26 protein-coding genes are annotated in these 21,839 nt (G+C 60.5%); 8 read left to right on the top strand and 18 right to left on the bottom strand.

Annotated features, from left to right (window positions below; translation table 11 throughout):
• Positions 1–50 precede the first annotated feature (50 nt).
• Positions 51–326: a hypothetical protein gene (locus C5B90_RS12020; RefSeq protein ID WP_115881735.1), complete on the bottom strand. Its 276-nt coding sequence runs from the start codon at positions 324–326 to the stop codon at positions 51–53.
• A gap of 153 nt (positions 327–479) precedes the next feature.
• Between C5B90_RS12020 and C5B90_RS12025 the strand changes: the two genes are divergently transcribed.
• The 3 genes from C5B90_RS12025 (at position 480) to C5B90_RS12035 (ending at position 2,144) form a co-directional block, all read left to right on the top strand.
• A complete protein-coding gene (locus C5B90_RS12025; protein ID WP_115881737.1) occupies positions 480–1,169 on the top strand; it encodes a nucleotidyltransferase domain-containing protein in 690 nt (229 codons plus the stop codon).
• Positions 1,162–1,647 carry a hypothetical protein gene (locus C5B90_RS12030; protein WP_115881738.1) on the top strand — a complete coding sequence of 162 codons (486 nt, stop codon included), beginning with the start codon at positions 1,162–1,164 and terminating at the stop codon, positions 1,645–1,647. The genes C5B90_RS12025 and C5B90_RS12030 overlap by 8 nt, the downstream gene beginning before the upstream one ends.
• A 173-nt stretch (positions 1,648–1,820) precedes the next feature.
• Positions 1,821–2,144, top strand: coding sequence for a hypothetical protein (locus tag C5B90_RS12035; protein ID WP_115882510.1), 324 nt, complete (start codon positions 1,821–1,823; stop codon positions 2,142–2,144).
• Between the two features lie 39 nt (positions 2,145–2,183).
• On the opposite strand, the gene C5B90_RS12040 is transcribed toward C5B90_RS12035, so the two are convergent.
• The 4 genes from C5B90_RS12040 to C5B90_RS20570 all read right to left on the bottom strand — a co-directional run bounded on the left by C5B90_RS12040 (position 2,184) and on the right by C5B90_RS20570 (position 5,483).
• Positions 2,184–3,893, bottom strand: a complete 1,710-nt coding sequence (locus tag C5B90_RS12040; protein ID WP_115881740.1) for an NAD(P)/FAD-dependent oxidoreductase — start codon at positions 3,891–3,893, stop codon at positions 2,184–2,186.
• Between the two features lie 102 nt (positions 3,894–3,995).
• Positions 3,996–4,781: a winged helix-turn-helix domain-containing protein gene (locus C5B90_RS12045; RefSeq protein ID WP_233511984.1), complete on the bottom strand. Its 786-nt coding sequence runs from the start codon at positions 4,779–4,781 to the stop codon at positions 3,996–3,998.
• A gap of 121 nt (positions 4,782–4,902) precedes the next feature.
• Complete coding sequence (locus C5B90_RS12050; RefSeq protein WP_115881742.1) at positions 4,903–5,283, bottom strand: hypothetical protein; 381 nt, start codon at positions 5,281–5,283, stop codon at positions 4,903–4,905.
• 59 nt (positions 5,284–5,342) lie between these two features.
• Positions 5,343–5,483, bottom strand: coding sequence for a hypothetical protein (locus tag C5B90_RS20570; RefSeq protein WP_158547223.1), 141 nt, complete (start codon positions 5,481–5,483; stop codon positions 5,343–5,345).
• Positions 5,484–6,595: 1,112 nt separating this feature from the next.
• On the opposite strand from C5B90_RS20570, the gene C5B90_RS12055 reads away from it, so the two are divergent.
• Complete coding sequence (locus tag C5B90_RS12055; protein ID WP_233511986.1) at positions 6,596–8,401, top strand: choice-of-anchor I family protein; 1,806 nt, start codon at positions 6,596–6,598, stop codon at positions 8,399–8,401.
• Between the two features lie 194 nt (positions 8,402–8,595).
• On the opposite strand, the gene C5B90_RS12060 is transcribed toward C5B90_RS12055, so the two are convergent.
• The 3 genes from C5B90_RS12060 to C5B90_RS12070 all read right to left on the bottom strand — a co-directional run bounded on the left by C5B90_RS12060 (position 8,596) and on the right by C5B90_RS12070 (position 11,170).
• The gene (locus tag C5B90_RS12060) at positions 8,596–9,981 is read right to left on the bottom strand and encodes an ATP-binding protein (protein WP_115881744.1); all 1,386 of its coding nucleotides are present in this window, start codon (positions 9,979–9,981) and stop codon (positions 8,596–8,598) included.
• A 602-nt stretch (positions 9,982–10,583) separates the two neighbouring features.
• Entirely contained in the window at positions 10,584–10,937 is a 354-nt protein-coding gene (locus C5B90_RS12065) for a type II toxin-antitoxin system PemK/MazF family toxin (RefSeq protein ID WP_058828760.1), read from the bottom strand.
• Positions 10,934–11,170: a hypothetical protein gene (locus C5B90_RS12070; RefSeq protein WP_115881746.1), complete on the bottom strand. Its 237-nt coding sequence runs from the start codon at positions 11,168–11,170 to the stop codon at positions 10,934–10,936. Before C5B90_RS12070 ends, C5B90_RS12065 begins: the two co-directional genes overlap by 4 nt.
• Before the next feature lie 206 nt (positions 11,171–11,376).
• Here C5B90_RS12070 and C5B90_RS12075 point away from each other — a divergent pair, with 206 nt between their 5' ends.
• Positions 11,377–11,565 (top strand): hypothetical protein, encoded by a 189-nt coding sequence (locus C5B90_RS12075; protein WP_115881748.1) that lies wholly within the window; start codon positions 11,377–11,379, stop codon positions 11,563–11,565.
• Positions 11,566–11,606: 41 nt separating this feature from the next.
• On the opposite strand, the gene C5B90_RS12080 is transcribed toward C5B90_RS12075, so the two are convergent.
• Complete coding sequence (locus tag C5B90_RS12080; RefSeq protein WP_115881750.1) at positions 11,607–11,945, bottom strand: hypothetical protein; 339 nt, start codon at positions 11,943–11,945, stop codon at positions 11,607–11,609.
• A gap of 102 nt (positions 11,946–12,047) precedes the next feature.
• On the opposite strand from C5B90_RS12080, the gene C5B90_RS12085 reads away from it, so the two are divergent.
• Positions 12,048–12,707, top strand: a complete 660-nt coding sequence (locus tag C5B90_RS12085; protein WP_115881752.1) for a helix-turn-helix domain-containing protein — start codon at positions 12,048–12,050, stop codon at positions 12,705–12,707.
• Positions 12,708–12,810: 103 nt separating this feature from the next.
• On the opposite strand, the gene C5B90_RS20845 is transcribed toward C5B90_RS12085, so the two are convergent.
• The 3 genes from C5B90_RS20845 to C5B90_RS12095 form a co-directional block, all read right to left on the bottom strand.
• On the bottom strand, positions 12,811–12,987 hold the full coding sequence (locus C5B90_RS20845) for a hypothetical protein (protein WP_199517485.1): 177 nt from the start codon (positions 12,985–12,987) through the stop codon (positions 12,811–12,813).
• Between the two features lie 134 nt (positions 12,988–13,121).
• The gene (locus tag C5B90_RS12090; protein ID WP_115881754.1) at positions 13,122–13,562 is read right to left on the bottom strand and encodes a hypothetical protein; all 441 of its coding nucleotides are present in this window, start codon (positions 13,560–13,562) and stop codon (positions 13,122–13,124) included.
• Entirely contained in the window at positions 13,559–14,809 is a 1,251-nt protein-coding gene (locus C5B90_RS12095; RefSeq protein WP_115881756.1) for a PQQ-binding-like beta-propeller repeat protein, read from the bottom strand. The genes C5B90_RS12090 and C5B90_RS12095 overlap by 4 nt, the downstream gene beginning before the upstream one ends.
• A gap of 263 nt (positions 14,810–15,072) precedes the next feature.
• Here C5B90_RS12095 and C5B90_RS20575 point away from each other — a divergent pair, with 263 nt between their 5' ends.
• Positions 15,073–15,246, top strand: coding sequence for a hypothetical protein (locus C5B90_RS20575; protein WP_157575490.1), 174 nt, complete (start codon positions 15,073–15,075; stop codon positions 15,244–15,246).
• Positions 15,247–15,279: 33 nt separating this feature from the next.
• Here C5B90_RS20575 and C5B90_RS12100 read toward each other — a convergent pair whose 3' ends face one another.
• Positions 15,280–15,798: a DUF21 domain-containing protein gene (locus tag C5B90_RS12100; protein ID WP_115881758.1), complete on the bottom strand. Its 519-nt coding sequence runs from the start codon at positions 15,796–15,798 to the stop codon at positions 15,280–15,282.
• A 185-nt stretch (positions 15,799–15,983) separates the two neighbouring features.
• Positions 15,984–17,459: a PAS domain-containing sensor histidine kinase gene (locus C5B90_RS12105; RefSeq protein ID WP_115881760.1), complete on the bottom strand. Its 1,476-nt coding sequence runs from the start codon at positions 17,457–17,459 to the stop codon at positions 15,984–15,986.
• Positions 17,460–17,895: 436 nt separating this feature from the next.
• On the opposite strand from C5B90_RS12105, the gene C5B90_RS12115 reads away from it, so the two are divergent.
• Entirely contained in the window at positions 17,896–18,147 is a 252-nt protein-coding gene (locus C5B90_RS12115) for an AbrB/MazE/SpoVT family DNA-binding domain-containing protein (RefSeq protein WP_115881764.1), read from the top strand.
• Between the two features lie 77 nt (positions 18,148–18,224).
• Here the strand turns inward: C5B90_RS12115 and C5B90_RS12120 are convergent, their stop codons facing one another.
• The 4 genes from C5B90_RS12120 to C5B90_RS12135 all read right to left on the bottom strand — a co-directional run bounded on the left by C5B90_RS12120 (position 18,225) and on the right by C5B90_RS12135 (position 21,836).
• A complete protein-coding gene (locus C5B90_RS12120; RefSeq protein ID WP_115881766.1) occupies positions 18,225–18,887 on the bottom strand; it encodes a hypothetical protein in 663 nt (220 codons plus the stop codon).
• An 83-nt stretch (positions 18,888–18,970) separates the two neighbouring features.
• A complete protein-coding gene (locus C5B90_RS12125; protein WP_115881768.1) occupies positions 18,971–19,288 on the bottom strand; it encodes an RPA12/RPB9/RPC11 RNA polymerase family protein in 318 nt (105 codons plus the stop codon).
• Positions 19,289–19,478: 190 nt separating this feature from the next.
• The gene (locus tag C5B90_RS12130; protein WP_115881770.1) at positions 19,479–21,086 is read right to left on the bottom strand and encodes a BCCT family transporter; all 1,608 of its coding nucleotides are present in this window, start codon (positions 21,084–21,086) and stop codon (positions 19,479–19,481) included.
• A gap of 213 nt (positions 21,087–21,299) precedes the next feature.
• Positions 21,300–21,836 (bottom strand): hypothetical protein, encoded by a 537-nt coding sequence (locus C5B90_RS12135; RefSeq protein WP_115881772.1) that lies wholly within the window; start codon positions 21,834–21,836, stop codon positions 21,300–21,302.
• Positions 21,837–21,839 lie beyond the last annotated feature (3 nt).

Here is a 21,839-nt window from a genome sequence, read left to right on the forward strand (position 1 = left end):
CCGGTCGCGCGCACCCGTTCGGCCCCGCGCGTCGACGTGGTGGGGGTGCACTACTTCTTCAGGCCGAGAATCCACTCGCACTTCCCGCAGGGCGTCTTGCCCGTTCGCTTGGCCTCGGCGCGGGTGACCTCGACGAACCGGCCGTCGCTGTGGCCGCCGCAGACGATGTCGCCGTCGTCGTCGAGTTCGTGGTACGCGTAGCCGCCGGTGTACGCACCATTGGGGGTCGTAGCCACGCGGTCGTCGTCGTCGCGGGTGTCCTGTGCAGCGAGTTCGCTTCGCTGCTCGCTCGTGGGTTTCTGGTCGATGTGCTCTCGCGTCGGCATCCGTGCAGGAACACTCGCCCGGCGGCATATGTTTATTTCGGCCGCGACAGACCGTGAAAAACCGTCATAGATACCCGCGGCGCGAGATGGGTTCTTGTCACCAGTTCGTGCTCGGGCTAACTGTTATTATACCTCGTTGCACTATATCAGACAGTGTCCGAAGAAACAAAACAAGGTATAAACATCTGCCTTCCCGTCACCCCCGGTGATGACGCGAAGATATTCAGGCTCCACGCGGCCGACGACCTGCTTCGACTGCTCGTCGACGCCCACCAGTCAGAGTTCACGATAAAGGAGCTGTCCGAGATGACCGACCGGAGTCGGTCAACAGTCTGGCGGGCAGTCGAGTTCCTCGACGAACTCGACATCGTTCAGGTGCGAGAGACGACACAGCGAAAGTACGTCTCTATCGACCCCGCGCGACTCCAGAAAGACGACCCGATACTCGGCATCGAACAGACCGAGTACCACGCTCCGGTTCGTACGTTCGTAGAGCGCGTCGAGACAGTGGTCGAGAACTCGGACCAAGTCGACCAACTGCTCGGCGTTCTCGTGTTTGGGAGCGTCGCTCGCGGTGAGGCCGACCGGAAGAGCGACATCGACGTGTTTGTCCTCGTTGACGGCGACCGAACGACTGCTCGTCGTGTCGTCTCGAACGTGGCTAGTGAACTCGGCGAAGAGCGATTTGACGGCGACCGGTACACGTTCGAACCGTTCGTCGAGAGTGAGGGGAGTTCGATCCGAGCGGGCCAAAAGCTTCGAGAGATATTCCGAGAGGGAATCACCGTCTACGGTGGCGACGAGTTCCAACGACTTCGGACGACGGTGATGAGTCGTGAGTAGTTCTCGAATTGAGACGTTGGTCGACGAGGTGCAAGCCGCCTTCGACTATCGGCCCGAAAATATCGAGGAAGGGCTAGAGACGAGCGAGGCGGACGTCCTCCAGCTCCGAAAGTCGTGTCGACTACTCGCGGGTGCAGGAACGCTGCTGAAACAAGGGTTCTACACATTGGTAATCGAGGCGTCGTTCGTCGCGATCGAGCGCGTTGTCGAGTTCAAACTCCTCGAAGGTGGCATCGAACCGCGAGACCTTCCCGGAACACACCCCGGCGTGTACACAGAAGCAGCGAGACGCGGGATTCTTTCAGAACACGTCGCCGAGAGTCTCCAAGATCTGTGGCGGAACCACCGTGCGAAGACGTACTACCAAGATGGACTCGCAGCGAGAGAGCGCGCAGAGATGCTATACGAACTCGCGTCGGAGACCCACGAGTACGTCGTTAATCAGTCGGCGAAGAAACACGAGTGCATCTGCCAGTGATTGAACAAGAAGTCCGGCTGGACGAGACACCCCACGTTTCGTTCGCTCACGAGAGCGCTGCCCTCGTGAACGCAGTCGACTCCCACTCACACTCTCCGGTCAAACCGTGCGGAAGGGACCGCCCATCTAGTTTAGGCGAAATCCTTTGTCGGAGTGGGCCGATGGAGCCGACAATGAGTCGGACGCTCGAACTCACTGGCGCGCGGCTCAGCTACTTGCTGTACGCGGTCCAACTAGCTGTGCTCGCATTGGTCCTCGCGTTCGTCGTGCCCGCACTCGAGTACCCAGTCAACATCTTCTTGGGCGGGTTGTTCGCCGTGGTCATGCTCGCGTCGGTGGTCGCGCTGTGGCGGCGTGCGGCCGGACGAGACGGGGGCAGCCAGCTCGGAACCGCGGACGACATCACGTATGACCCGGTTGCCGAGCCCGGGCAGGCCGCCCGCGACAGGTGGGAGAAAGCCGTTCGACGGCTTCCCGGGTTTGATGACGAGAAGTGAGACACCGTCCTCGGTCCGTCTGTAGCGAGGTTCAGGGAGTTAGGCCATCTCGGGAACGGGAAAGTCGAACAGTTCCGCGCGAAGCTGTTCGGGTGACTCGGTCTTTCCCCACTGAATGAGTTTCCCCACGAGCTCGGGGTCGGAGAAGTCGACGTGTCGCGCCCGCTCGTCGCCCCAGTCGTAGACGTGCTTCGGGAGCCAGTCTGCCCGTCGCAGTTCCGCGAACAGCAGGCCAGCGGCCTCGTCAACGCTCGCGTCGTCCGCCCGGTAGGCGTCCAGTATCTCGCCCATTCGTCGGTGTATCTCGGCTTTCTCCGGCACGAACGGCGCGCCATCGCCCGGCGTCGGTTCTTCGAGAAGCGAGTCGAACTCGGCGGGCTGTCCCGACGCGAGGTAGGTAAAGCAATGCCGCTGGAGATACAGGTCGTGAAACAGGACCTGCCCCAGCCACATCTGGGTCCACGCGTTCCAGAGCCGGAAGTCACCCATCGATTTGTACGCGTTGCTGATGACCCGGTCGTTGGTCGCGAGTTGGCGGCGGTGCATCTCGTCGATGGGCGCGAAGCGCGTCGCCGAGAACTCGTCGTCTTCGAACGCGTCCAGCAGCAGGTTGGTCGACACGAAGACGGATTCGAGGGTGTTCACCAGCCCGACCGCATAGAGCGGGTCGACGAAGCCGTAGGTGTTGTTGGTCAGGTAGTGGCGGTGCCCCGCGGACTGATTGGCGGTCCGCTGGAGTCTCCCGGTCCGGACCCACGGTCGCACCGGCGTCGCCGACTCGACATGGCGTTCGATGTCGGGAAACTCGGCGATGACTCGGCGAGCCTCTCGCTCGGCGCTGACCGACTCGTCTGTGGGGTACTGCGTCCGGTCGAGCACCAACCCGACGCTCGCCTTGTTCGCCTCGGAGCGCTCGAAGTTGTCGAAGGGAATAATCCACATCCATCCCCCGTCGAACACGTGGTGGAGCGTCCCGTCGTGGAGGCGGTTAGACTGTCCGGGGCGGGCAGCCTCGTCGAGTAGCTCGTCGAACGGAGCGAGCCCTTCGACGTGCGTGAAGATGGCGCGCGAATCCGTCTCCAACTCCGGCGCGTCCTCGCGATACCCCATCTCGTCGGCGAGGACGGAGTTCCCGCCGGTGCCATCGACGTAGAACGTCGCGTCGATACGACCGCGGTCGGTCGTCACGGCCACCTCGTCTTGCCCGATGTCCACGCCGGTGATTTCGGTCTCGTCGAGGTACTCGACGCCGTACCGCTCGGCGGCCGCGACCAGATACTGGTCGACCTCCGAACGCAGGAGGTGGCTTTCGCTGTAGAACGGCAGGCTCGGCGGGATCAACTGGTGGCTGTGGTCCGTCGCGACCGACTGGCCTGGCTCGTGGTACGCGAAGCCGATGGAGTGTTTGATACCGCACGACGACGTGACGTTGTCGACGATGTCGTTGGTGTCGCTGAGATACTGAATCTCCGGGATGCCGTGGTACTCCCCGAGAATCCACATCCACATCGAACTCTGCGGGAGCATCGCCTCGCCGACGGCGAACCGCGGATGCGACCCGGCCTCCAGCATCACCACGTCGAGGCCGTGTTTCCCCAGAATCATCGCGGTGAGCGATGCCGACATCCCGGAGCCGCCGATAATTACGTCGTAGGTGTCGGTCGTTGGTGATTCTCCGTTGCCCCGGTCGTCTCGTCGCCCGTGCTGTCGATTCTCGTCGCCCGAATCGGTCTGCCCTGTCCGTTCCATATCCTGCTCGACGGACAGATCAGGATTATAGTCATTCCCTGAGACGGCGTCTCAGGTCGTGAGACACGGTTCACGCAGCATACAGATTTTGCGCGGGAGTGGCTACAGCCCGGTACTCATCTGCGTCACGTCGAGCCTGTCCGCTTCGCGCTTGTAGCGCCGATAGAGATCCACGGCCCACTCGCGAGCCTCGGGGTCATCGGTCGTGACGGAGGCAATCGGGAGGGCTGTCTCGTCGTCGAAGCCGCCGACGATGACCACGTCGTCGATGATGCCCATCGTGAACGGCAGTCCGGGGTGGGTGTACAACGCGGGCGCGTCAGCCGACGCGATGGTGTCGAACGCGTTCTTCGAGGCGTTTCGGTCCGCTTCGAGCGCCAGCGGCGTACAGATGGCCTCGAAGTCCACGTCGTTTTGGGCGTGCTCGATACCCTGTTCTGTGACCTTCGGCGGGCAGCCGGCGACGACCAGACTCCGCGAGCGGTCGAACGACGCGAACTGTTCGAGCCACGGTTCGATGGGCGCGTTCGGGTTCTGCGGCGTGGCGACGTGGAGATCGGCGTCGGCAAACAGATGGACGTGACGCGTGAACTCCGGCGCTGAAATCTGAGCGAGCAGGGGTTCTAATCGGTCGGCCGCAGCGATTGAGCGCTCGAATCGGGACACGGCATCGGCCACGGCACAGCCCGCGCCCGTCGTCTGGTAGCCCGTCGCCGTCTGTTCGAGCAACTGCCCGTCCGTGAGCGCGGACGTCCACCGATAGGCCGTCGCACGAGAGATGTCGAGTTCATCCTGGAGCGTGGACCTATCGAGCGGCCCATCACGGGCCGCATCCAACAGCGGTGCCTGGTCCAGCAACTGGTGTGAGTCCGGTCCGTGAGGAGTCATGTTCTCGGAACGGACCTGCAAACTGTAAGTGTATCTCTAGAAGACTGTCGAGAAATCGAGGATGACTGAAACTCGTCTGTCGACGACGCTGCCGTCGCGACGCGCCGACCGGGCGAACAACTCACCGAATCCGGTCGTGAATCTCGAGGAACCCGAGCGACCACACGAGTGCCCCAGCCAGTCCGGTGAACGCCGATGCGTTCCCCAAGAGCCCGAGCCACTCCCCGTACAGGACGCCCGCGTTGAAGCCGAGGAAGAACCCGTCGAACGACGCGATGGTCTTCGCACGGACTCCCGCGTAGCGTTCGAGGACGACGAGCCCACACAGGAGGACGACAGACCCGGCGAGGAGCGCACCGCCGATGTGTACGAGTGAGGCCTGCCGGCCCACCGTCGACTCGACGTACCAAAACGGACCGAAGGGCGCACCGAGAGCGACAGCGATGAGCGCGTACGTCCCGAGCCGTTTGCTCGTCTCGCCGAGTGTGTGGGTGTCGGTCATTTCGTATTCGTGTGTCGGTTCGGGGAGTGAAATAAGTCCGCGCCGTCTCGTCGGGGGTGTTACTGGAGACCCCGACCGGGTGGGTCACCGAGGAGTCCCTCGCTCCGGACCAGGATGTACAGGAGGATAGGGCCGACGACCAGGAACAACACAAACAGCAGGCCGATGAGTCCCTTGAGTATCGACTGTACGGGAACCATATTCTCCGTCTTCAGTTCGAGTCGGAAAAATCCACTCCCGTTGGTGGGGCGAGTCAGCGTACACCCACACATTCTCCCGCAACAACGTGTCCGCTGTGGCCGTCGTCGCGTCGACTCCAAGTCGGCCGGCAATCGCGGCCAAATTCGGGCCCTCTCGACGAACCCCCATTTCAGGTCGAACGGGTCGAACTAACCGTTCAGACGGCGACAGACGGGAGACTGTGGACTGTCGCCGACGCGCGTCGTGCCTGCATCGAGACGCCACTTCGAGGCGGATTTCCGCGTTCGGAATCGGTCGATACACCCCATCCACGACTGGGTGTACCGGGGAATTGACGATTTTCGACCCTGCCAAAGCGACGACGAACGGCCGTCGAGACGGCATTCGCAGGGGGACTGTGAACCTACAAATACGCCCAGGGAGGGTGTGAGACGGCTGCAGGCCGGAATTGGGTAAGGCGACGAACGCCACACAGCCGGCGTCGATGGCCGCCCGGATGCGTCACGAATCGACGCGAATCGAGTACACCCTTGCGGAGAATCGGCGTCCATGTACACCCCTGCATGTCGGGGGTGTAGCGCGTGTCTCCCGGTTCACCCTCGCTACCAGGGGTGTAGAATCAGCCGGGTATTTCGGCAGGGGTGTATCGCGGTGGGCGGCGTGGTAGCGTCGGCGCAGTCGTGAATGGCTGGCTGTGGAGTGCGCCGGTTCGCCGTCTACGGTTGTGTTAGATTCTCCATACGAATCGGATGCCTCGGACTGTCGCCAGCGCGGCATCGCTCCGGTGTGCGTCCGCAACTGAGTGGTGAGACCAGCGCGTTACAGGTGGGCGAACGACGCCAAGCGTACCAGCCCGCGGTCGACCACTCGCCGTGAAACGACTGTTGAAACCTCCCGGTATGTCTGGCGAGTTGCTGACTAGTGAAGTGCCAACAGAACCACGAAAACCCGAGCAGAGCGACTCCCAACGATTCAACGGTGACGGCTGTCAGGGGAGCCGTCTCGATATGTTGGGATTCGATAAACAGGACCCCCGTGGTCAACAGTTCACTACATAGCACTAGTGTCAAATATTATAAGTTCTTAACGTGCCCGCCCGAGGGCATCGGGTGTGGAACGAACACACCAGACGAGCGAAATCGGGCGTCGAGCTGTGCTCGGACTCACCGGCGGAACCGTTCTTGGACTCCTCGCAGGGACGGCTGTCGCGGGTAACGACACGGCGGCGGCTGGCTCCGAGGCTGCGGGTGGGTTTTCGGGCGTCGAGAACGTCGCGTTAGAACAGATCGGCCGGTACGAGTCGGGGCTGTTCGACGAGGGTGGGGCCGAAATCATCGCCTACCACGCCCCCACCCAGCGGCTGTTCGTGATCAACGCCGAGCTTGGCGGCGTCGACGTGCTGGACGTGTCGGACCCGACCGCGCCCGAGAAAGTCGGTGCGATCGACGCCGCGAGCGAGCTCGACGACGTGAGCTCCGCGAACAGCGTCGCGACGTCCGCCGACGTCGTCGCCGTCGCGCTCGAAGCCGAGGTCGCACAGGACCCCGGGCAGGTCGGCTTCTACGACCCCGAGACGCTCGACCGCCTGGGGACGGCTCCGGTCGGTCCGCTGCCGGACAAAGTCACCTTCACCCCCGACGGAACGCGGGTGCTCGTCGCGAACGAGGGCGAGCCGACGGACAACTACGCGTACGACCCCCGTGGCTCGGTCAGCATCGTCGACGTGTCCGACGGCGCGGCTGCGCCGACGGTCAGCACTGCCGACTTCACCGCCTTCGACGGCAAGGAAGACCAGCTCCGAAAGCGAGGCATCCGCATCTTCGGGCCGCACGCGAGCGCGTCGCAGGACTTCGAGCCGGAGTACGTGGCCGTGAGCGACGACTCGAAGACGGCGTGGGTCTCGCTGCAGGAGAACAACGCGATCGCGGAGGTCGACATCGACACGGCGACCATCACGGACCTCATGCCGCTGGGCTTCAAAGACTACAGTCTAGCGGGGAACGAACTCGACGCGAGCAACGAGGACGGCGGGGTCAACATCCGGAACTGGCCGATCAACGGCATCCTCCAGCCCGACGCGATCGGCGCGTACAGCCCCGATGGCCAGACCTATCTCGTGACGGCCAACGAGGGCGATAGCCGGGATTACGGCTCGTTCAGCGAGGAAGCGGAAGTCGCGGACCTTCGACTCGACCCCGAGGCGTTCGACTTCGACCAGATCGAGGGGATCGACAGCGTCGAGGAACTCCAGCGGCCCGAGAACCTCGGCGCAAAAGGCGTGACGACGACGCTCGGTGACGTCGACGGCGACGGGCGCTACGAAGAACTCTACGTCTTCGGCGGGCGGTCGTTCAGCATCTTCACGACGAACGGCACGCGAGTGTTCGACAGCGGGAGCGACTTCGAAGACATCACCGCCGAGCGATTCGGCGACCAGTTCAACAACGACAACAACGAACACGACCCTGACGGCCGCAGCGACAACAAAGGTCCCGAGCCCGAGGGGCTGACAATCGGGCAGGTCGGCGACCGGTACTACGCGTTCATCGGCCTCGAACGCATCGGCGGCGTCATGGTGTACGACATCACCGACCCCGAGTGTGCCACGTTCGTCGAGTACGTCAACAACCGGGACTTCTCGGTCGACATCGAGGCGGCCATCGAAGACGGTGACGCGCCCGCCGGCGCTGCTGGCGACCTCGGTCCGGAGGGACTGGACTTCGCGACCGCCGAAGAGAGCCCGGTTGACGACCCGCTCGTCTTCGTCGGCCACGAAATCAGCGGGACGACGGCGATATTTCGCGTGACGAGCGACACGAGCGCGGACGCCGCGGTCGGGTCGTGCAGCGCCGACTCACCGGGGAACGGGCGTAAGAACGGACATGGAAAGGGCCGTGGCAACGGCCGCGGCTCGTGAGCTAACGGTGTCAACTGCGGGTCCGTAGCGGGCGACGGCAGATACACACGGCGAGCACCTCGGGGGTGGACGGCACTCGACGCTGTCCGTGGTGACGAGCGACTCCGCGTCGCGAATCATGTGACCCCGAGGTGGCCCACTCGGGCGGTGCTCCTCTCCGTGAGCCCACGGTGGTTAGCTTGCAGGCTTTCGGACTACACGTTGTTTGTTATGTCAGTTAACCCAAACAGCCGCACGTCATCTCGCTTTGCAACCGCTTTTCGGACAGTTTGGGTCGCCCCGCTCCGAGTAAACAGTGCATACTCTTTGTCGACTTCTCCGCCACTGTCAGGGGTCCATCTGATTTCTTCTGTGTGTTCTTCGAGTGACGCAAGCGCACTGTAGTCGAGCGGGGCATTCGTGAATTTACACTCGCCGACGACCATCGTACCCTCCGTAGTGAAACCGACGATGTCGACTTCGTGTTCTTTGTACCACCACCGGCCGATATCTAAGAACGTTTTATCCGGATACAGTCCAGGAAGCGCATCCTGGCAGAGGACTTCAAACTGTGAACTCACGAAGTCAGGGAGTTCGGGCTCGATGACTGCCTCATACGCTTCGTCGCCCAATCGCTCGTATCGGTCTTCGTTCCCGTAGACAAATCGGAACCAGAACCGAAACAGTGGGTCGAGAATCCGGTAGCGGCCACGGCGGGAGCGAGCTTTCTCTTCTGTGAGTGGAACTTCGCGTTCGATGAGCCGAAGGCGTTCTAGTTTCTGGGTGTAGGTCGAAATCTGCTTTCCGTCGATTCCAACCATCTGTGCAATCTCATTTGACGTGGTATTCCCTGCAGCGATGGCCTTGAGAATCGCAAAGTATCGATTCGGCTCAGTTAACTCAGTTCGGAGGACGTACTCCGGTTCGTTGTGGAGATATCCCTGCTGTGAGAGGAGGGAGTCAGAAATCACAGTTCCAAGGTCGTGCTCAAGGTCGATGCCATCGAGATAGTATGGAACACCACCGAAGACACCCCATGCAAAAATCCGGTCTTCAGGCGTGTAGCTTTCTGGGAAGAACTCCTGGGCAGCAGCAAATCCGAGTTGTCGGAGATCGATTTTCTCGGTGAATCGCCCGTAAAGCGGGCTGTTTCCTAACAGGGTTGCTTCCTCCATCATGCTAATCGATGATCCAACGAGGATGAGTGTTCCACTCGTGTTCTGGAGGCGTTGGTCCCACAATCGCTGAATCACCGAAGGGATGCTCTTGTCGGCGTCGATGAGATATGGAAATTCGTCGAGTACGACAATTCCGCCTTGTTCGACAAGATATCCGAGTAGTGACTCCCAATTCTGTTTGATATGCTCAATGCCAGGGAAGGAATCTGAGGCGGCGTCAACGAATTCGTCAAGTTGCACCTGTGGTGTCGTCTGCGTCGCTTGGTATACGACGGCATCATCTCGCTGCGTGAGTGAGTGTTGAACGAGCTGCGTCTTTCCGAGCCGACGCCGTCCAAAGATGACAATCATCTCTGGGCTGTCGGACGCGTAGCACGCTCGCAGCCGAGATAGTTCGCTTTCCCGATCCACAAACCGTTCCATGATCCTCACCTCTCCTCGCACGCAGTTAACTATGCCGAATAACCAAATTCAAAATAGGCTATTCTGAAATAGGCTATTTTCGAGTACGGAGACTCACATGATTACGAGGAGGAAGCCCACGGCTGAAGCCGTGGGAGGAATCCGACCCGCTGTATGCAGCACGCACATTCTGTCAGGCCCAGGGGAGTTCAACAGAGCCGTCCCTTCCTATCGAGACTGAAGCGTCGATTGCAGGCGTGTTAGCGCTTGAAGCGCGCTGAAACAGATGAAGTCGTGGGGTACGGTACTGCTTCACATCGCCAGCACGAATTTCGTCGTGTCCCCGAATCCTCGGTGTGGACTGTTCAATACGGTCTGCTCGCTCCCCCCACGACTTCATCTGTTCTTGCGGGACGTTCGCGTCTTCGGCAGTGACTGGGTCACGAACGAACCCTTCGCTTCCGATGGGCAGTGCGTATCGGAAATCGGAGGGAGAAGCCACGAGAAGCAGCTAAAGGCGTCCCCAGAACGCAGCGCGTTCTGGTGTGCGAACGAGACCGCTGGTCTCGTCAACGCTGGAACCCCGAGCGTTGAGGTATTAAACGCCCGAAGCGGACACCCGTTCAATTGAGTCCGAGGCTCAGTTTGAGTGCATCGTCAACTTGTTCCATCGTTCCAGTAGCCAGGTTCCCGACGACCGAGTGAATCCGCTTTTCGATAGAGACGACACGAATCTGGTCAAGCCGGACTGACGAATCCTTCTCGAATGGTGAGTTGTCCGCTTCGACCAGTACTTCGAACGGGTAGCCACGGTACGTGCCTGTCGCAGGTGCGACAATAGTCGTACTCGAATTTGCGTTCCCGACATCGTTCTGGATGACAACTGCCGGCCGGGTCTTCTTCATCTCGTGGCCTTCAGCAGGATCCAATCGGACGATGACGACGTCACCGCGTTGAACGTCCGTCTCCTCGCTCATTCATCCAGCCCCTGCCACGCTTCGTCCGACGTGTCGTCCCACGCTTCGGCCAACGATGCCGCACTCTCAGAGGCTTCTTGATAGGCAGCTGCGAGTTCGTCTTCGTCAGGGTGGTTGTTTTCGACTTCCACTACAGCGATGGTCACGCGCTTGTTCGCGTACTCCGTCCCGAGATAAATTCGACCTCGGTCGTCGGTGTCGTTGGTTCGCAGGTCACGGGCGTCTATTTCCATCGTGATACCCACTATAACCCACTACAACAAATGCTTTACCCACTATTGCCCACGGCGTAGATCTAGTCAGTACCGCCATGACGTCGGTCGTGGGTGATGTAAATTGCCTGCGTCAGCACGTGTTTGTTCTCTGTGCCAGCGCTGTTGGAACGTCTCGTCGAGAACTCGTGGGGCGTATTTACACTCGCGGGTGCTGAATAACGACTATGACCGGTGATCGACTCCTGAGTACCGAGACGAAGACGACGCTCGTGTTCATGGTTCTCGGGCTTACCGCCTGGTACCTAGCACAAGAGTATCTGGGGAACGGGCTTGTCGAACTCGTCGCGCTGTTCGGTGTGGGTATCGTCGTCCCGACGTTGATCAACGAGGCCCGTCGGCAGTCCGGAGAGTAGGGTAGGGACGTTCTCGGATGGGCTGTTGGGTTGGAGTGCGACTAGTCCCGCTCTTCGAGTGCCGACACCTGTTCGAGCAGTTGTTCGAGCAGACGAGTTGGACGGTACCGGACACACCCACTCCGGCGGTCGTGTTCGATGACGCCCGCGGCGACGAGTTTCGGCAGCGAGACGTGGTGCAGCCGCTGTTCGACTCGTGCTGTCTCGTCACCCGTCCGCTCGACGAGAGACTGGACGAGCCGCTCGACAGCCACAGTCGCTTCGTCCGCGTCACGGAGAGAGTACAGGACGTGGCGACGACGCTGTTTTGCGATGACGTCGCAAAGCTCTCCGATTCGATCAGGTTCCTGCTGCGACGACGGCACGTCGAAAGTGGACATCTACAGGTTGTTCTATCGAGGATGGAATGAGTCCCCTGCCTGACCCTCCCGGGTGTTTATCTATGACCCCCACATTTTATTATCTGGTGAGGGGTGCTACCAATGCTCATAGCAGAATTCACGATCGACCATCCGATCTTGCTCACGGCGTTACGGGAGATACCCGACATTGAGGTCGAATGGGAAGAGACGTATCAGGGGCCAGACGACCGGACGCAGATGCTCTTTTCCGTGCGGAGCGACGACTTCGCGGCGGTCGGGCGGGCGCTGGCTGACGACCGCTCAGTCACGAACCCAACCGTCTTGGACGATACGGGTGACCGCCGATTCTACCGGGTGGACTTCACTCCGGTCGGAGACGAGACGAATCTCATGCCCGAGTTCATCTCGGTCGGGGGCGTCCTTCAGCGTGCGGTCGGGACCAACAGCGGCTGGCGGTGTCACGCCCAGTTCCCGAGTCGAGACGCGTTCAGACACATCATGCAGTTCTGTCGTGACCACGAGATCGACATCTCCGTCAAGCGACTCTACGAGGAGACGTACCAAGACGGACCCAGTGTGTCGCTGACGGACGCCCAACGGGAGATGTTGGTTGTTGCATCTGAGTGTGGGTATCTGGAAATTCCGCGGACGTGTTCGCTGGCCGACCTGGGAGAGCAGCTTGACATCTCGGATAGCTCTGCGTCCGAACGGTTTCGCAGAGGCGTGAAGCAACTCGTGCAACAGACAGTCGTGAACGAGTCGGCGTCTGCCCACGGGTAGGTCGTTGGCTCCCGCTGTGATTCACGTGTCTCGCCGTGTGCTCTCGTTCTGTACGCCGTTTCTGTGGCGTCTCACATCTACGAGACGGACCGTGTGCTCCGGATCAGCTATCGACGACGTTCTCGATGAGAACTGCCCCAACGAGGTACACCGGGCCCAGATACAGAATCGCCATCACGGGGAACACGATGAATATCGGTGTGTGACCATCACCGGTCTCGTATACCTGTGCAGCCAACAGCACGACGATCAAGCCGAGGAAGAAGTCCGTCCGGTCCATGGGCTGGCTTGGAGCGGGCCTTCTGTTAGTGTGGTGTGTTCGAGTCGTCAGCGAAACGGCAACGAAGGACTGTGACCAGATCGGCGTCGAGTCGGTGGTTCGCCTCTCGGCGTGCTCGGCGACGAGTAGTAGTGCTATTCTCTCGGACGCGTGAGCAGCACCTCGACGACGCGACGCCACTCGACTTCGAACGCGACGGCGTACGCGATGCAGAACGCGCCCAGCCAAGAGAGCCCGGTCTGCAGCGTCGGATACAGCGCACCGACGTGTCCGTCTCCACCACCGACGAGCGTGGTGACAGCGGTCCCGATCACCAACGCAACCACGGTAAAGCCCGTCAGCTGTCGGTAGCTGGGTTGGTGGGCGCTATTGACGAGAACTGCAACGACGAGCGCCACGACGACGGTCGAGACGATGCTGGGCCGCACAATCGGGGTCGGCCCGAACGCGTGCTGGACCGTCGCACGCACACCGACGCCGAGTGAGTACTGGAGGATGAGAAGCGAGACGACCCCACGCCCCACTTGTTGAGCGTACGTCGACATTGCTTCGGTGGGCGACTCGGAGTCGCTCACGAGTCAGCCTCCCCGGACGCGACGTACCCGCGGACCGACTCGTGCGTTCTCACGTAGAGATTGCCGTCGGCGCTCGCCATACCGTCGGGCGTCGACTCCGGGAGTGCGTGCCGAAACCGCGTCGAGCCGTCGGTCGTGTCGAGCGCGATGACGGCGTCGTCGCCGGGGATGTACAGTGTCTCACCAGCGATGACGGGCGGGACGAACGGAGTGACTCCCCCGACCGATACCGACCACTGTCGAGTTCCGGTCGCCGCGTCAACCGCCATGGCGACGCCGCCACCGACGCCGTACACACGCTCGCCGTCGGTGACTGGCGATATCGACTCGGCACGGTCGACAATCGGGGTCTGCCACTCGACGCTCCCATCGGTGGCCGCGAACGCAGTCAGCCGCGGTCCACCGGCGTAGATGCGCCCCTGGCTAATCGCGGGGAGCGCGAACGCCTCGAACGCCGGCGCGTCGGCGGTCGTTCGCCAGTAGACGGAGCCATCGACTGGGTCGCGGCCGACCAACTGCTGGCTGTTGCTCTGTGCTGTGGTTCCGGTGAGGAGGAGTGGGGCGTCCACGTGGCCCTCCGTGCCCGACGCGAACGCGAGTGGGACCTCGGCGGTCACCCGCGACCAGCGCTCGAAACTCGTCGCCTGGTCGAGTGCGACGAGGGAGTCCTCGGACCCACGCGAGACGCCGGCGACGACGAGGTTGCCGACCGGGAGGACGTGCTCGAAACTACTCGTCGTACGAAACGCCCACGTCGACTGCCCGCTTGTGGCGTCGAGGCCGTACAGCGTCACTCCACCGACGACGTACAGGTGGTCGCCGCTGACGGTCGGGCCGGTCTGGAGGAACTCGAAGGGGGCGCGACTGGTGAGGACGCTCGGGGCGTTCTCACGCGGTCGCGTCCAGTCGGGCTGGCCGTCAGCACTCGCGAGCGCTCGCACCGTGTACCGACCGACGGTGTACACCCGGTCGTGCGTCGCCACCAGTCCCGGGGAGACGACAGTCGCGGATTCGACGGGCTGGTGCCACGCCTCGACGAGGCCGTCTTGGGGGCCGGGCTGTGGTTGAAAACTGGTTCGTCGCGGCGTCCGTTTCGCCATCGGCCACTCGCCGGCGGGGACTCGGTGTTCGAGACTGAGCGGCGGGCGGACGGCGTCCGACCCAACCACCGCCCCGAGACTAATCGACGCGGCCCCACCCAGCGTGGCTAGCAGGCCGCGGCGTGAGACGAGCGATTCGGAGGGCATACTCGTCGGTTTTGCGCTCGGGATATAGTGTCTGTCGCTGTTGTTGACATGAATACAGTCATCATGGTGTTCGCCCGGAGTCCGTGCGGTGCTGTTCAGACAGGTGTGGCAGTTGTATGACTGTGATACCGATTCGGTTCTCGTGGCGGTCGCTCAGCCACCCCGGGACTGCGATACCGACCACCTGAGGGAGACCACACTCGTGCTGTCGGTCGTCGAACAAGAGTCAAATTTACAATAACTCCGCCGACGATAGTGGATCCATGGATTCGGCCCTCCGCAGACACCTGCTGTTGATCGAGTTCTACCTGCTCGTCCTGATCGTCATCGGCGTGTTCAGCTACGGGCAGTTGGTCCCGCAATCTGGATACCTTGGCCTTGGACTCATCGGCCTCGTTGGAATACTGTATCTGGCTGTCTACGACTCGACCGGCTGACCCATGCTGAATTTCACGCCCGTCGGGGCGTAGTCAGTCCTCGTCGAGATATGGTTTTTCGATGTGTTGGTCGCCGCCGATAAGTGACGTCAGCCATCGCGTGACGATGTCGAACAACACGACGAGTGGCCTCAGTACACGTTCGACGTACGAGATTGGGCGGGCGACACGGAGACTCCAGGATTCCGCGTGACCGAGGCCGTAGGATTTCGGCACGATTTCCCCGAACACGAGGACGAGCACGCTCACACAGAGTGTTGCAATCACGACGGTGTATCCGGGGGGAACGAACCGTGCAACCAGCAGTGTGACGATGCTGGTGATGGCGATGTTGACGAGATTGTTGCCGACCAACAGTGTGACGAGGAGTCGATGCGGGTTCGCGCGGAGTTGCTGGAGTGTGCGGCTGTCTTTCGTACTGTCTTCGGTCGCGGGCTGCATGTCATCCGGGAGCGAAAAGATCGCTGACTCGCTGCTGGAAAAGAACGCACTCAGCAACAACAAAATCACGACTGCGACGAGTGACGGCCCCAAAATCGAGTATGTATTCATATCACACTCGTTCGCTGGTAGGGGTATGAATATCGGTGGTTGGTTGGCGCGTTCGTGTCCGAGTCGACTGGCCCGACCGAGACCGACCAAGCCTGAGCGCTGTGTGTTCCTGTTTCTGTGTCGGTCAGTGCGGACTCCCGCTCACTAAGGAGTTGACTCCTCCACGCCAGGGGGCGCGAAAGCCGTCACTCACTCAGTGCGGCAGGCAACGTGAGAGACACAACGGTTCCTCGAGGGACGTTTTCGTCGATTGAAATACTGCCGCCTAACTGTGTCATCAGCCAATTGACCATCCACAACCCGGTTCCCCGACCATGCAGGAGGGGTTCTTCAGTACCCATCTCGAGAACCTCTTGTTCCATCTCCGGAATGCCCGGGCCTGTATCTGCGACCTGAATACGAACTCGCTCGTTGTCGACTCGGGAAATGGAAACCTCGACTGTCGGTGACGCGTCGTGAGTATGGACAATTGCGTTCTCTATGAGTTCAGTAAGCGCCATCTCGAGGGATTCTTCGTTTCCCTTCACGCCGACCGCTTGTTTTTCGACGTGAATACTTGCAGTGGGATACTGGTCGGTGAACTTCGAGACGAGTCGATCGACAACTGTCGGGACATCGACGTAGTACCGCACCGGACCACGTTCTAACACACGACTCAGCTGCCGGGCATTTTCAGCCAGCTCAACCAACTGCGTCGCGTTGTCAGCAATCTTCGAAAGCATGCGACGACTATCATCAAGTGGAAACGAAGCCGTTTCAGCGAGGTACGTCTCAAGTGGATCGAGTGCTTCCAGTTCTTCTGCCAGTAACTCTGCGTTCCCAATGACGACGCCAAGTGTATTCCTAATATTGTGCCTGAGAACCCGACTCAACACCATCAACCGTTGGTCACGGATTTTTCGGTCGGTGATATCCTGGATCACGCCCCTGAGAACGGTGGTCTCACCACGTTGTACCCGATCGCCCCTACAGTAGACCCATCGCTCACGTCCTTCGGCAGTAATCAACCGGAGTTCAACACCATACGGTTCGCCGGACGTCAGGCACTGTTGGACCACCTTCTCGATTGTTTGTCTGTCCGCTGGATGGATGAACTTGAAGGCATCCTCTACTGTCGGGTTGTACTCCGGCGAGACATCGTGGATTTGTCTCGTCCCCTGTGTCCACCACAGGTCGTTCGTTTCGGGTATCAGTTCCCACCCACCAATGTCGGATACGAGTTCTGTCTCGGCAAGGTGTTCTGTCGCTCGTCTGAGCTGCTGCGCTGTGTGTTTTTTATCAGTTACGTCTCGCCCAACACCAATCAGACGCTCCGGGTCGTCTCCGTCATCGTAGGTCACTTCCCCCTGTGCAGCGACCCATCGCTCTGTGTCATCGGCAAGGCGGAACTCGGTCACGTAGTGCCCGGTCTCTTCAACTGCGACCTCCAGTGCGTGAACGACGCGCTGTGTGTCTGTCGGATGAACCTGACTCAAGAAGTCATCAAGGTCGGCGATATCTTCGAACACAGTCTGCGAAGGAGGATACAGCGAGACAGCATCCGCGGAGATATCCCAGTCCCAGATAACGGTCTCTGTGGCCTGGAGCGCATATGCCATAATCGAGGCCGAGTTGTCGCCCGGTCTGTAGTTTGTTGACGATTCGTTCCCAGGACCCGTCATGTCGGTTATATTGATTGCGTATCACTTCAATATTACATATCAGTTCAATATTACCCGGCGATATCAGAGTGTGATACTACTGCTCCCCGACCAACGCATGCTCACGACAATCGACGTCACGGGACTACAGCGTGATGCAGTCCAGCAACGACTCCGCTTGGAGGTCGCCGTTGATGATAATCGTGAAAATAGCGTGAGATATGAGATGAACGGGGCCTGTTGGATTGGATCGCTTTCGCGCTTCGATGCGAAGCCGATACATTGAGAGCGCCGGTCGCAACGACTGTGCAGTAGGCATCGCAATCGGCGTGGCGCTCGGGGCGGGGCTGGGAGCCGGGTTGTCGATGGGGGAGGGTGTGTTTCGCGTCGACCCAACCGTAGTTTTGGTAGTGTGGCGACACACTAGGCTTTCACCAAGTGGTTCTAGTGGTCAGTCATGAGTAGTGACCCAGTAGACGCTGAAAGCACGGTGTCTGGGAACCAAGCGACGATTCCAGCACGGATTCGTCGAGAACTGGGGATCGACGATGGCGACCAACTTCGCTGGCATCTCGAAGACGACGGAAGTATTCGAGTTCGTGTCGTCCAACAACGGAGTGGGACGTTTGCGGATTTCGATGGCTATGCTGTCGACGAAGAAACGGACGCCACCGAGAACCATGACGCGTGGGGCGTCGGGGCGGAGTAAACGAGAGTGGGTTTTCTCCGGAAACGGTGGGGTGTATTGAGCGTCACCCTGCCCTCACGTTTGGGACTGTGTCGTCCTCAGGTTCGACGCCGAGTGTCCGCGCTCGTTTCCTGCAGTTCGAGGCGTGCCGTCGCAAGGTCCCGTTCCGAGGCTCCGAAGAATCCCTGCGTGAAACCCGCCCCGAACATCGCATCGACGAGTGCGTCACCTCGCTCGGGGACGTCCTCACGGTCCACGACAGTAGCGAAGCGAAACGTGTGCGAATTCCCTGTCGCAGCGTCAAACGTCAGTTGCCATCGGTACTGTCTCGCCGACCGGCCAGTACCCAGGTACAGGTTCGAGTCGGCGTTGTCATCGTCACCCGGCACAACGTCTCCAGCGTGAGAGACGAGTGATCCGGCGTTCCACCTGTGTTCGACCGTCAGAGAGGCAGTTTTCCACCCGCTCCTCGCGTGATAGTTCGACCCTGGAATAAGTTGATACGTGGTGACGAGGGCGTAGCGGCCGGTCGCCTCGAGGTCGTGAACCGACGCTGACTGTCGGACGGTTCCGTACGTCGTGCTCCCCGCCGTCGTCGTGTCGGTGGCCACGACGGGGCTGTCGCGTTGACCTGTCGACGGGACTGGCTCCGGAGCGGAGGTGGCTGGTGGAACGGAAGGCTCGCCGGCACCCCAGTTCGCCCCGAGGACGCCGACGACTCCGGCGCTGGCGACCAGTCCGAGAAGCGTGCGACGGTGCATCGTTCCGAGCGAGTCGCTCCGCGAGTGAATCTCTGTTGGTGTACGAGGACGGAGTGTTCGACGCACTCACGAGAACGACCGTCTCAAGAATCGCGCCACTTGTGGCCACACTCGACGCACGTGAACAGCCGTACCTCGTAGGAGCCACCCGGTTTCGGCATCATCTGATAGTTGGCTCGGTCGCTGTCGCAGTCGTCCGCCGGACAGGGCTCCTGCATCGTCTCGGAGGAGTCTTGGGTCGCGTCGGCCACGGCGGGTGCGCCGTCGTCTCGCTGTCCGTCCTGAATCGACATGGCTGCTTCCGCTTGCGAGTCCCGCGGTTCTTCGTGTTCGCAGGAGCGACACACCCACGTGTCACCTTCCGTGTGCATTAGCGACCCGCATTCGGAGCAAAATTGCATCGTTGGCGGGAGTATACGGCTGGCCGATATATGTGTTAATTTCCGCTTCGTCGTGGAGGAGTGGCATCTCCACACCGTGTTCGAGTAGCATTCATGGTGTCAGTAACCCACTCTGCCGGGTGTCTAAGGCGATTTTGGGTAGGTTACGGTTCTAGACAGCGATTGTGGTCACGGGGGGACCCGTTTTGGCTTAGTCGTCGTCGATACTCGACCCTGCCCGATTCGGCGAACTCGCTCGCTCGGCACCCGTCGAGTCGCTCGTGCCGGAGAGGAGTGGCTCAACTTGCTGGAATTCCAGGAGCATGCCAGCGATGGCGATGACAGAGATGAGTGCAAATGGGAATCCAGTGATGATTGCCGACGAGCGGAGCGCGTTGATACCGCCACCGACGATGAGTAGCGACGCGAGCCCGCCCATGAGGGCCCCCCAGATGACGCGGTTGACAGTCGAGGGGTGTTGCTTCCCACCTGTCGTGAGCATCCCGAGTGCGAGTGTCGAGGAGTCAGCAGACGTGATGAAGAATGTGACCACGAGGAACAGAAACACGGCCGAAAGCACGCCACCGAATGGCAACGAGCCGAACAACGGGAAGCCGGAGACGGCAACGCCGTGTTCGGCAACCATCTCGAGCATCGGTGCGATGTTCTGCCGTTCGAAGAAAATCGCACTCCCGCCCATCGTGAGGAACCACGGCGTGGTCGCAACGGTTGAGCCTACGAGTGCCGTGGCGACGACTTGCCTGATCGTCCGGCCGCGTGAGATCCGGGCTACGAACAGCCCACCAAATGGTGCCCACGAGAACACCCATGCCCAATAAAAGACAGTCCAGTTGCCGACCCACTCGCCAGATCCCGTCGCGTTGGTGTACAACGACATCTCGAGGAAGCCAACGAAGTAGCTCCCCATCGCCTGGAGGCCCGTATTCATGATGTAGTTGGTTGGCCCCAACAGGAACGTCATGACCGTCAGGACGGCGAAGACGCCCATATTGAACCGTGAAATTCGGGCAATACCCTTCTTGACGCCGAGTGCAACCGAGGCGGTGAACGCAACCGTCAGCCCCGTGATTACCAGTACGGTCCCGGTATCACCGATCGAGACGCCGAAGTTGTACGCCAGCCCAGTGAGGAACTGCTCTCCGACGAATCCCAGCGTGGTTGCGATCCCACCAATCGTCGCGAACACGGCCAAGATATCGATGCCTTTCGCTAGAACGCCGTCAAGCTTGTCGACGCCGACGAATGGCGCGATAAGCGTCGACACCCGCATCGGGGCATCCTGACGGAACGCGTAGTACGCAATCGGGAGTGCGACGATGAGGTACGGAACCCAGTACGAGATCCCCCAATGAAAGAGGGTGTACTGAATTGCCCCGACTGCCGCGGTCGCCGATTGGGGTTCGCCCCCGATGAGTGGCGGCACCGTCTGATAGTGACTCAACGCCTCTGCAGGGCCCCAGAAAACGATCCCTGCTGCAATGCCTGCCGAGAACATCATCGAAAAGTACGACAGCAGCCCAAACTCTGGGTCTTCGTCTGGTTTGCCGAGTTTGATGCGTCCCCACGGGCCAACCATCAGCCAGAGGCTGAACATGACCATCAGGAACATCGTTCCGATGTAGACCCACATATACTCCGTCCAGAGGAACGTATTGATCTGTTCCATCGCGTTTGCAGAGGCAGTGGGGTTGCTGAAGAACACGATAATCGCGAGCAGCGATACCGAGAATCCAATCCCGAAGATGGTGAAGTCAAGTTCGTCGACGAACCGTTGTATTGGGGTGTTATTTTCTACCATTCGGAATGATGTCTTCCGTCATGGTGTCTCTAATTTCGGGTTGAATATGGCTCCTGTTTAAGTCAACGCTGTTCTCGACGGTGCCAGTCTTCCAACGATTCAGGGCAATTGACGACGAATTTACAGTAACGCTCCGGAAAACGTGTCACTCGGACAATGCGATGGGTGTCTCGGCAGGGTGTCACTCGGTGCGAGGGGTGGGGGACAGCCGAGTTACCCTGTCGGCGTCCGGTTTTCAATCGCAACGAGCGACTCGTCGAGCGCCCTGAGTACGTCACGGTTGGCTGGTTTATCGCCCCACGAGTACCGAGACGTCGTGGTTCTGAGGCCGACTTTTGCACCGACGACGAGGGATGGAGCTGGTTCGCTCTCGCTGTATCCCTGCGTGTCGAACACGTCGTTGAACGCATCGCTTCGAACCCACGACAGCCACGTTGTTTCAGCCTTTTCACCGAGGAGTGCAAGCACTCGGTCATCGATTAGCCACTCGACTGCCTGTGTGGCGTCGGTGTCTGTCTCGTCGGGGAGGACGAGCAGGTCGGCGTTGTGGGGTGCGCTCACGGTCTCGATGTCTGCGGGGGTTGAGAGGTCGACTCCATCGGCGATGTAGACTGGCGTCACGTCGAGCCGCTCGTACGATGGTTGTTCCGCGTTCGAATCGTCCGGTGGGAGGGCCGAACACCCAGCGAGTGAACTGAGGGCGGCGATGCCGCACGCACGGAGGGCGTTCCGGCGGGTGTACTGTTGCATGGA

Origin of the sequence: Haloferax sp. Atlit-12N, from assembly GCF_003383095.1 — an archaeon.
GTDB lineage: Archaea > Halobacteriota > Halobacteria > Halobacteriales > Haloferacaceae > Haloferax.

Excerpts from the sequence above, each read along its gene's own strand:
- C5B90_RS12020 (WP_115881735.1), bottom strand. The coding sequence starts at position 326 with ATGCCGACGCGAGAGCACATCGACCAGAAACCCACGAGCGAGCAGCGA.
- C5B90_RS12035 (WP_115882510.1), top strand. The coding sequence starts at position 1,821 with ATGAGTCGGACGCTCGAACTCACTGGCGCGCGGCTCAGCTACTTGCTG.
- C5B90_RS12040 (WP_115881740.1), bottom strand. The coding sequence starts at position 3,893 with ATGGAACGGACAGGGCAGACCGATTCGGGCGACGAGAATCGACAGCAC.
- C5B90_RS12045 (WP_233511984.1), bottom strand. The coding sequence starts at position 4,781 with ATGACTCCTCACGGACCGGACTCACACCAGTTGCTGGACCAGGCACCG.
- C5B90_RS12050 (WP_115881742.1), bottom strand. The coding sequence starts at position 5,283 with ATGACCGACACCCACACACTCGGCGAGACGAGCAAACGGCTCGGGACG.
- C5B90_RS20570 (WP_158547223.1), bottom strand. The coding sequence starts at position 5,483 with ATGGTTCCCGTACAGTCGATACTCAAGGGACTCATCGGCCTGCTGTTT.
- C5B90_RS12060 (WP_115881744.1), bottom strand. The coding sequence starts at position 9,981 with ATGGAACGGTTTGTGGATCGGGAAAGCGAACTATCTCGGCTGCGAGCG.
- C5B90_RS12065 (WP_058828760.1), bottom strand. The coding sequence starts at position 10,937 with ATGAGCGAGGAGACGGACGTTCAACGCGGTGACGTCGTCATCGTCCGA.
- C5B90_RS12070 (WP_115881746.1), bottom strand. The coding sequence starts at position 11,170 with ATGGAAATAGACGCCCGTGACCTGCGAACCAACGACACCGACGACCGA.
- C5B90_RS12075 (WP_115881748.1), top strand. The coding sequence starts at position 11,377 with ATGACCGGTGATCGACTCCTGAGTACCGAGACGAAGACGACGCTCGTG.
- C5B90_RS12080 (WP_115881750.1), bottom strand. The coding sequence starts at position 11,945 with ATGTCCACTTTCGACGTGCCGTCGTCGCAGCAGGAACCTGATCGAATC.
- C5B90_RS12085 (WP_115881752.1), top strand. The coding sequence starts at position 12,048 with ATGCTCATAGCAGAATTCACGATCGACCATCCGATCTTGCTCACGGCG.
- C5B90_RS20845 (WP_199517485.1), bottom strand. The coding sequence starts at position 12,987 with ATGGACCGGACGGACTTCTTCCTCGGCTTGATCGTCGTGCTGTTGGCT.
- C5B90_RS12095 (WP_115881756.1), bottom strand. The coding sequence starts at position 14,809 with ATGCCCTCCGAATCGCTCGTCTCACGCCGCGGCCTGCTAGCCACGCTG.
- C5B90_RS20575 (WP_157575490.1), top strand. The coding sequence starts at position 15,073 with ATGGATTCGGCCCTCCGCAGACACCTGCTGTTGATCGAGTTCTACCTG.
- C5B90_RS12100 (WP_115881758.1), bottom strand. The coding sequence starts at position 15,798 with ATGAATACATACTCGATTTTGGGGCCGTCACTCGTCGCAGTCGTGATT.
- C5B90_RS12105 (WP_115881760.1), bottom strand. The coding sequence starts at position 17,459 with ATGACGGGTCCTGGGAACGAATCGTCAACAAACTACAGACCGGGCGAC.
- C5B90_RS12115 (WP_115881764.1), top strand. The coding sequence starts at position 17,896 with ATGAGTAGTGACCCAGTAGACGCTGAAAGCACGGTGTCTGGGAACCAA.
- C5B90_RS12120 (WP_115881766.1), bottom strand. The coding sequence starts at position 18,887 with ATGCACCGTCGCACGCTTCTCGGACTGGTCGCCAGCGCCGGAGTCGTC.
- C5B90_RS12125 (WP_115881768.1), bottom strand. The coding sequence starts at position 19,288 with ATGCAATTTTGCTCCGAATGCGGGTCGCTAATGCACACGGAAGGTGAC.
- C5B90_RS12130 (WP_115881770.1), bottom strand. The coding sequence starts at position 21,086 with ATGGTAGAAAATAACACCCCAATACAACGGTTCGTCGACGAACTTGAC.
- C5B90_RS12135 (WP_115881772.1), bottom strand. The coding sequence starts at position 21,836 with ATGCAACAGTACACCCGCCGGAACGCCCTCCGTGCGTGCGGCATCGCC.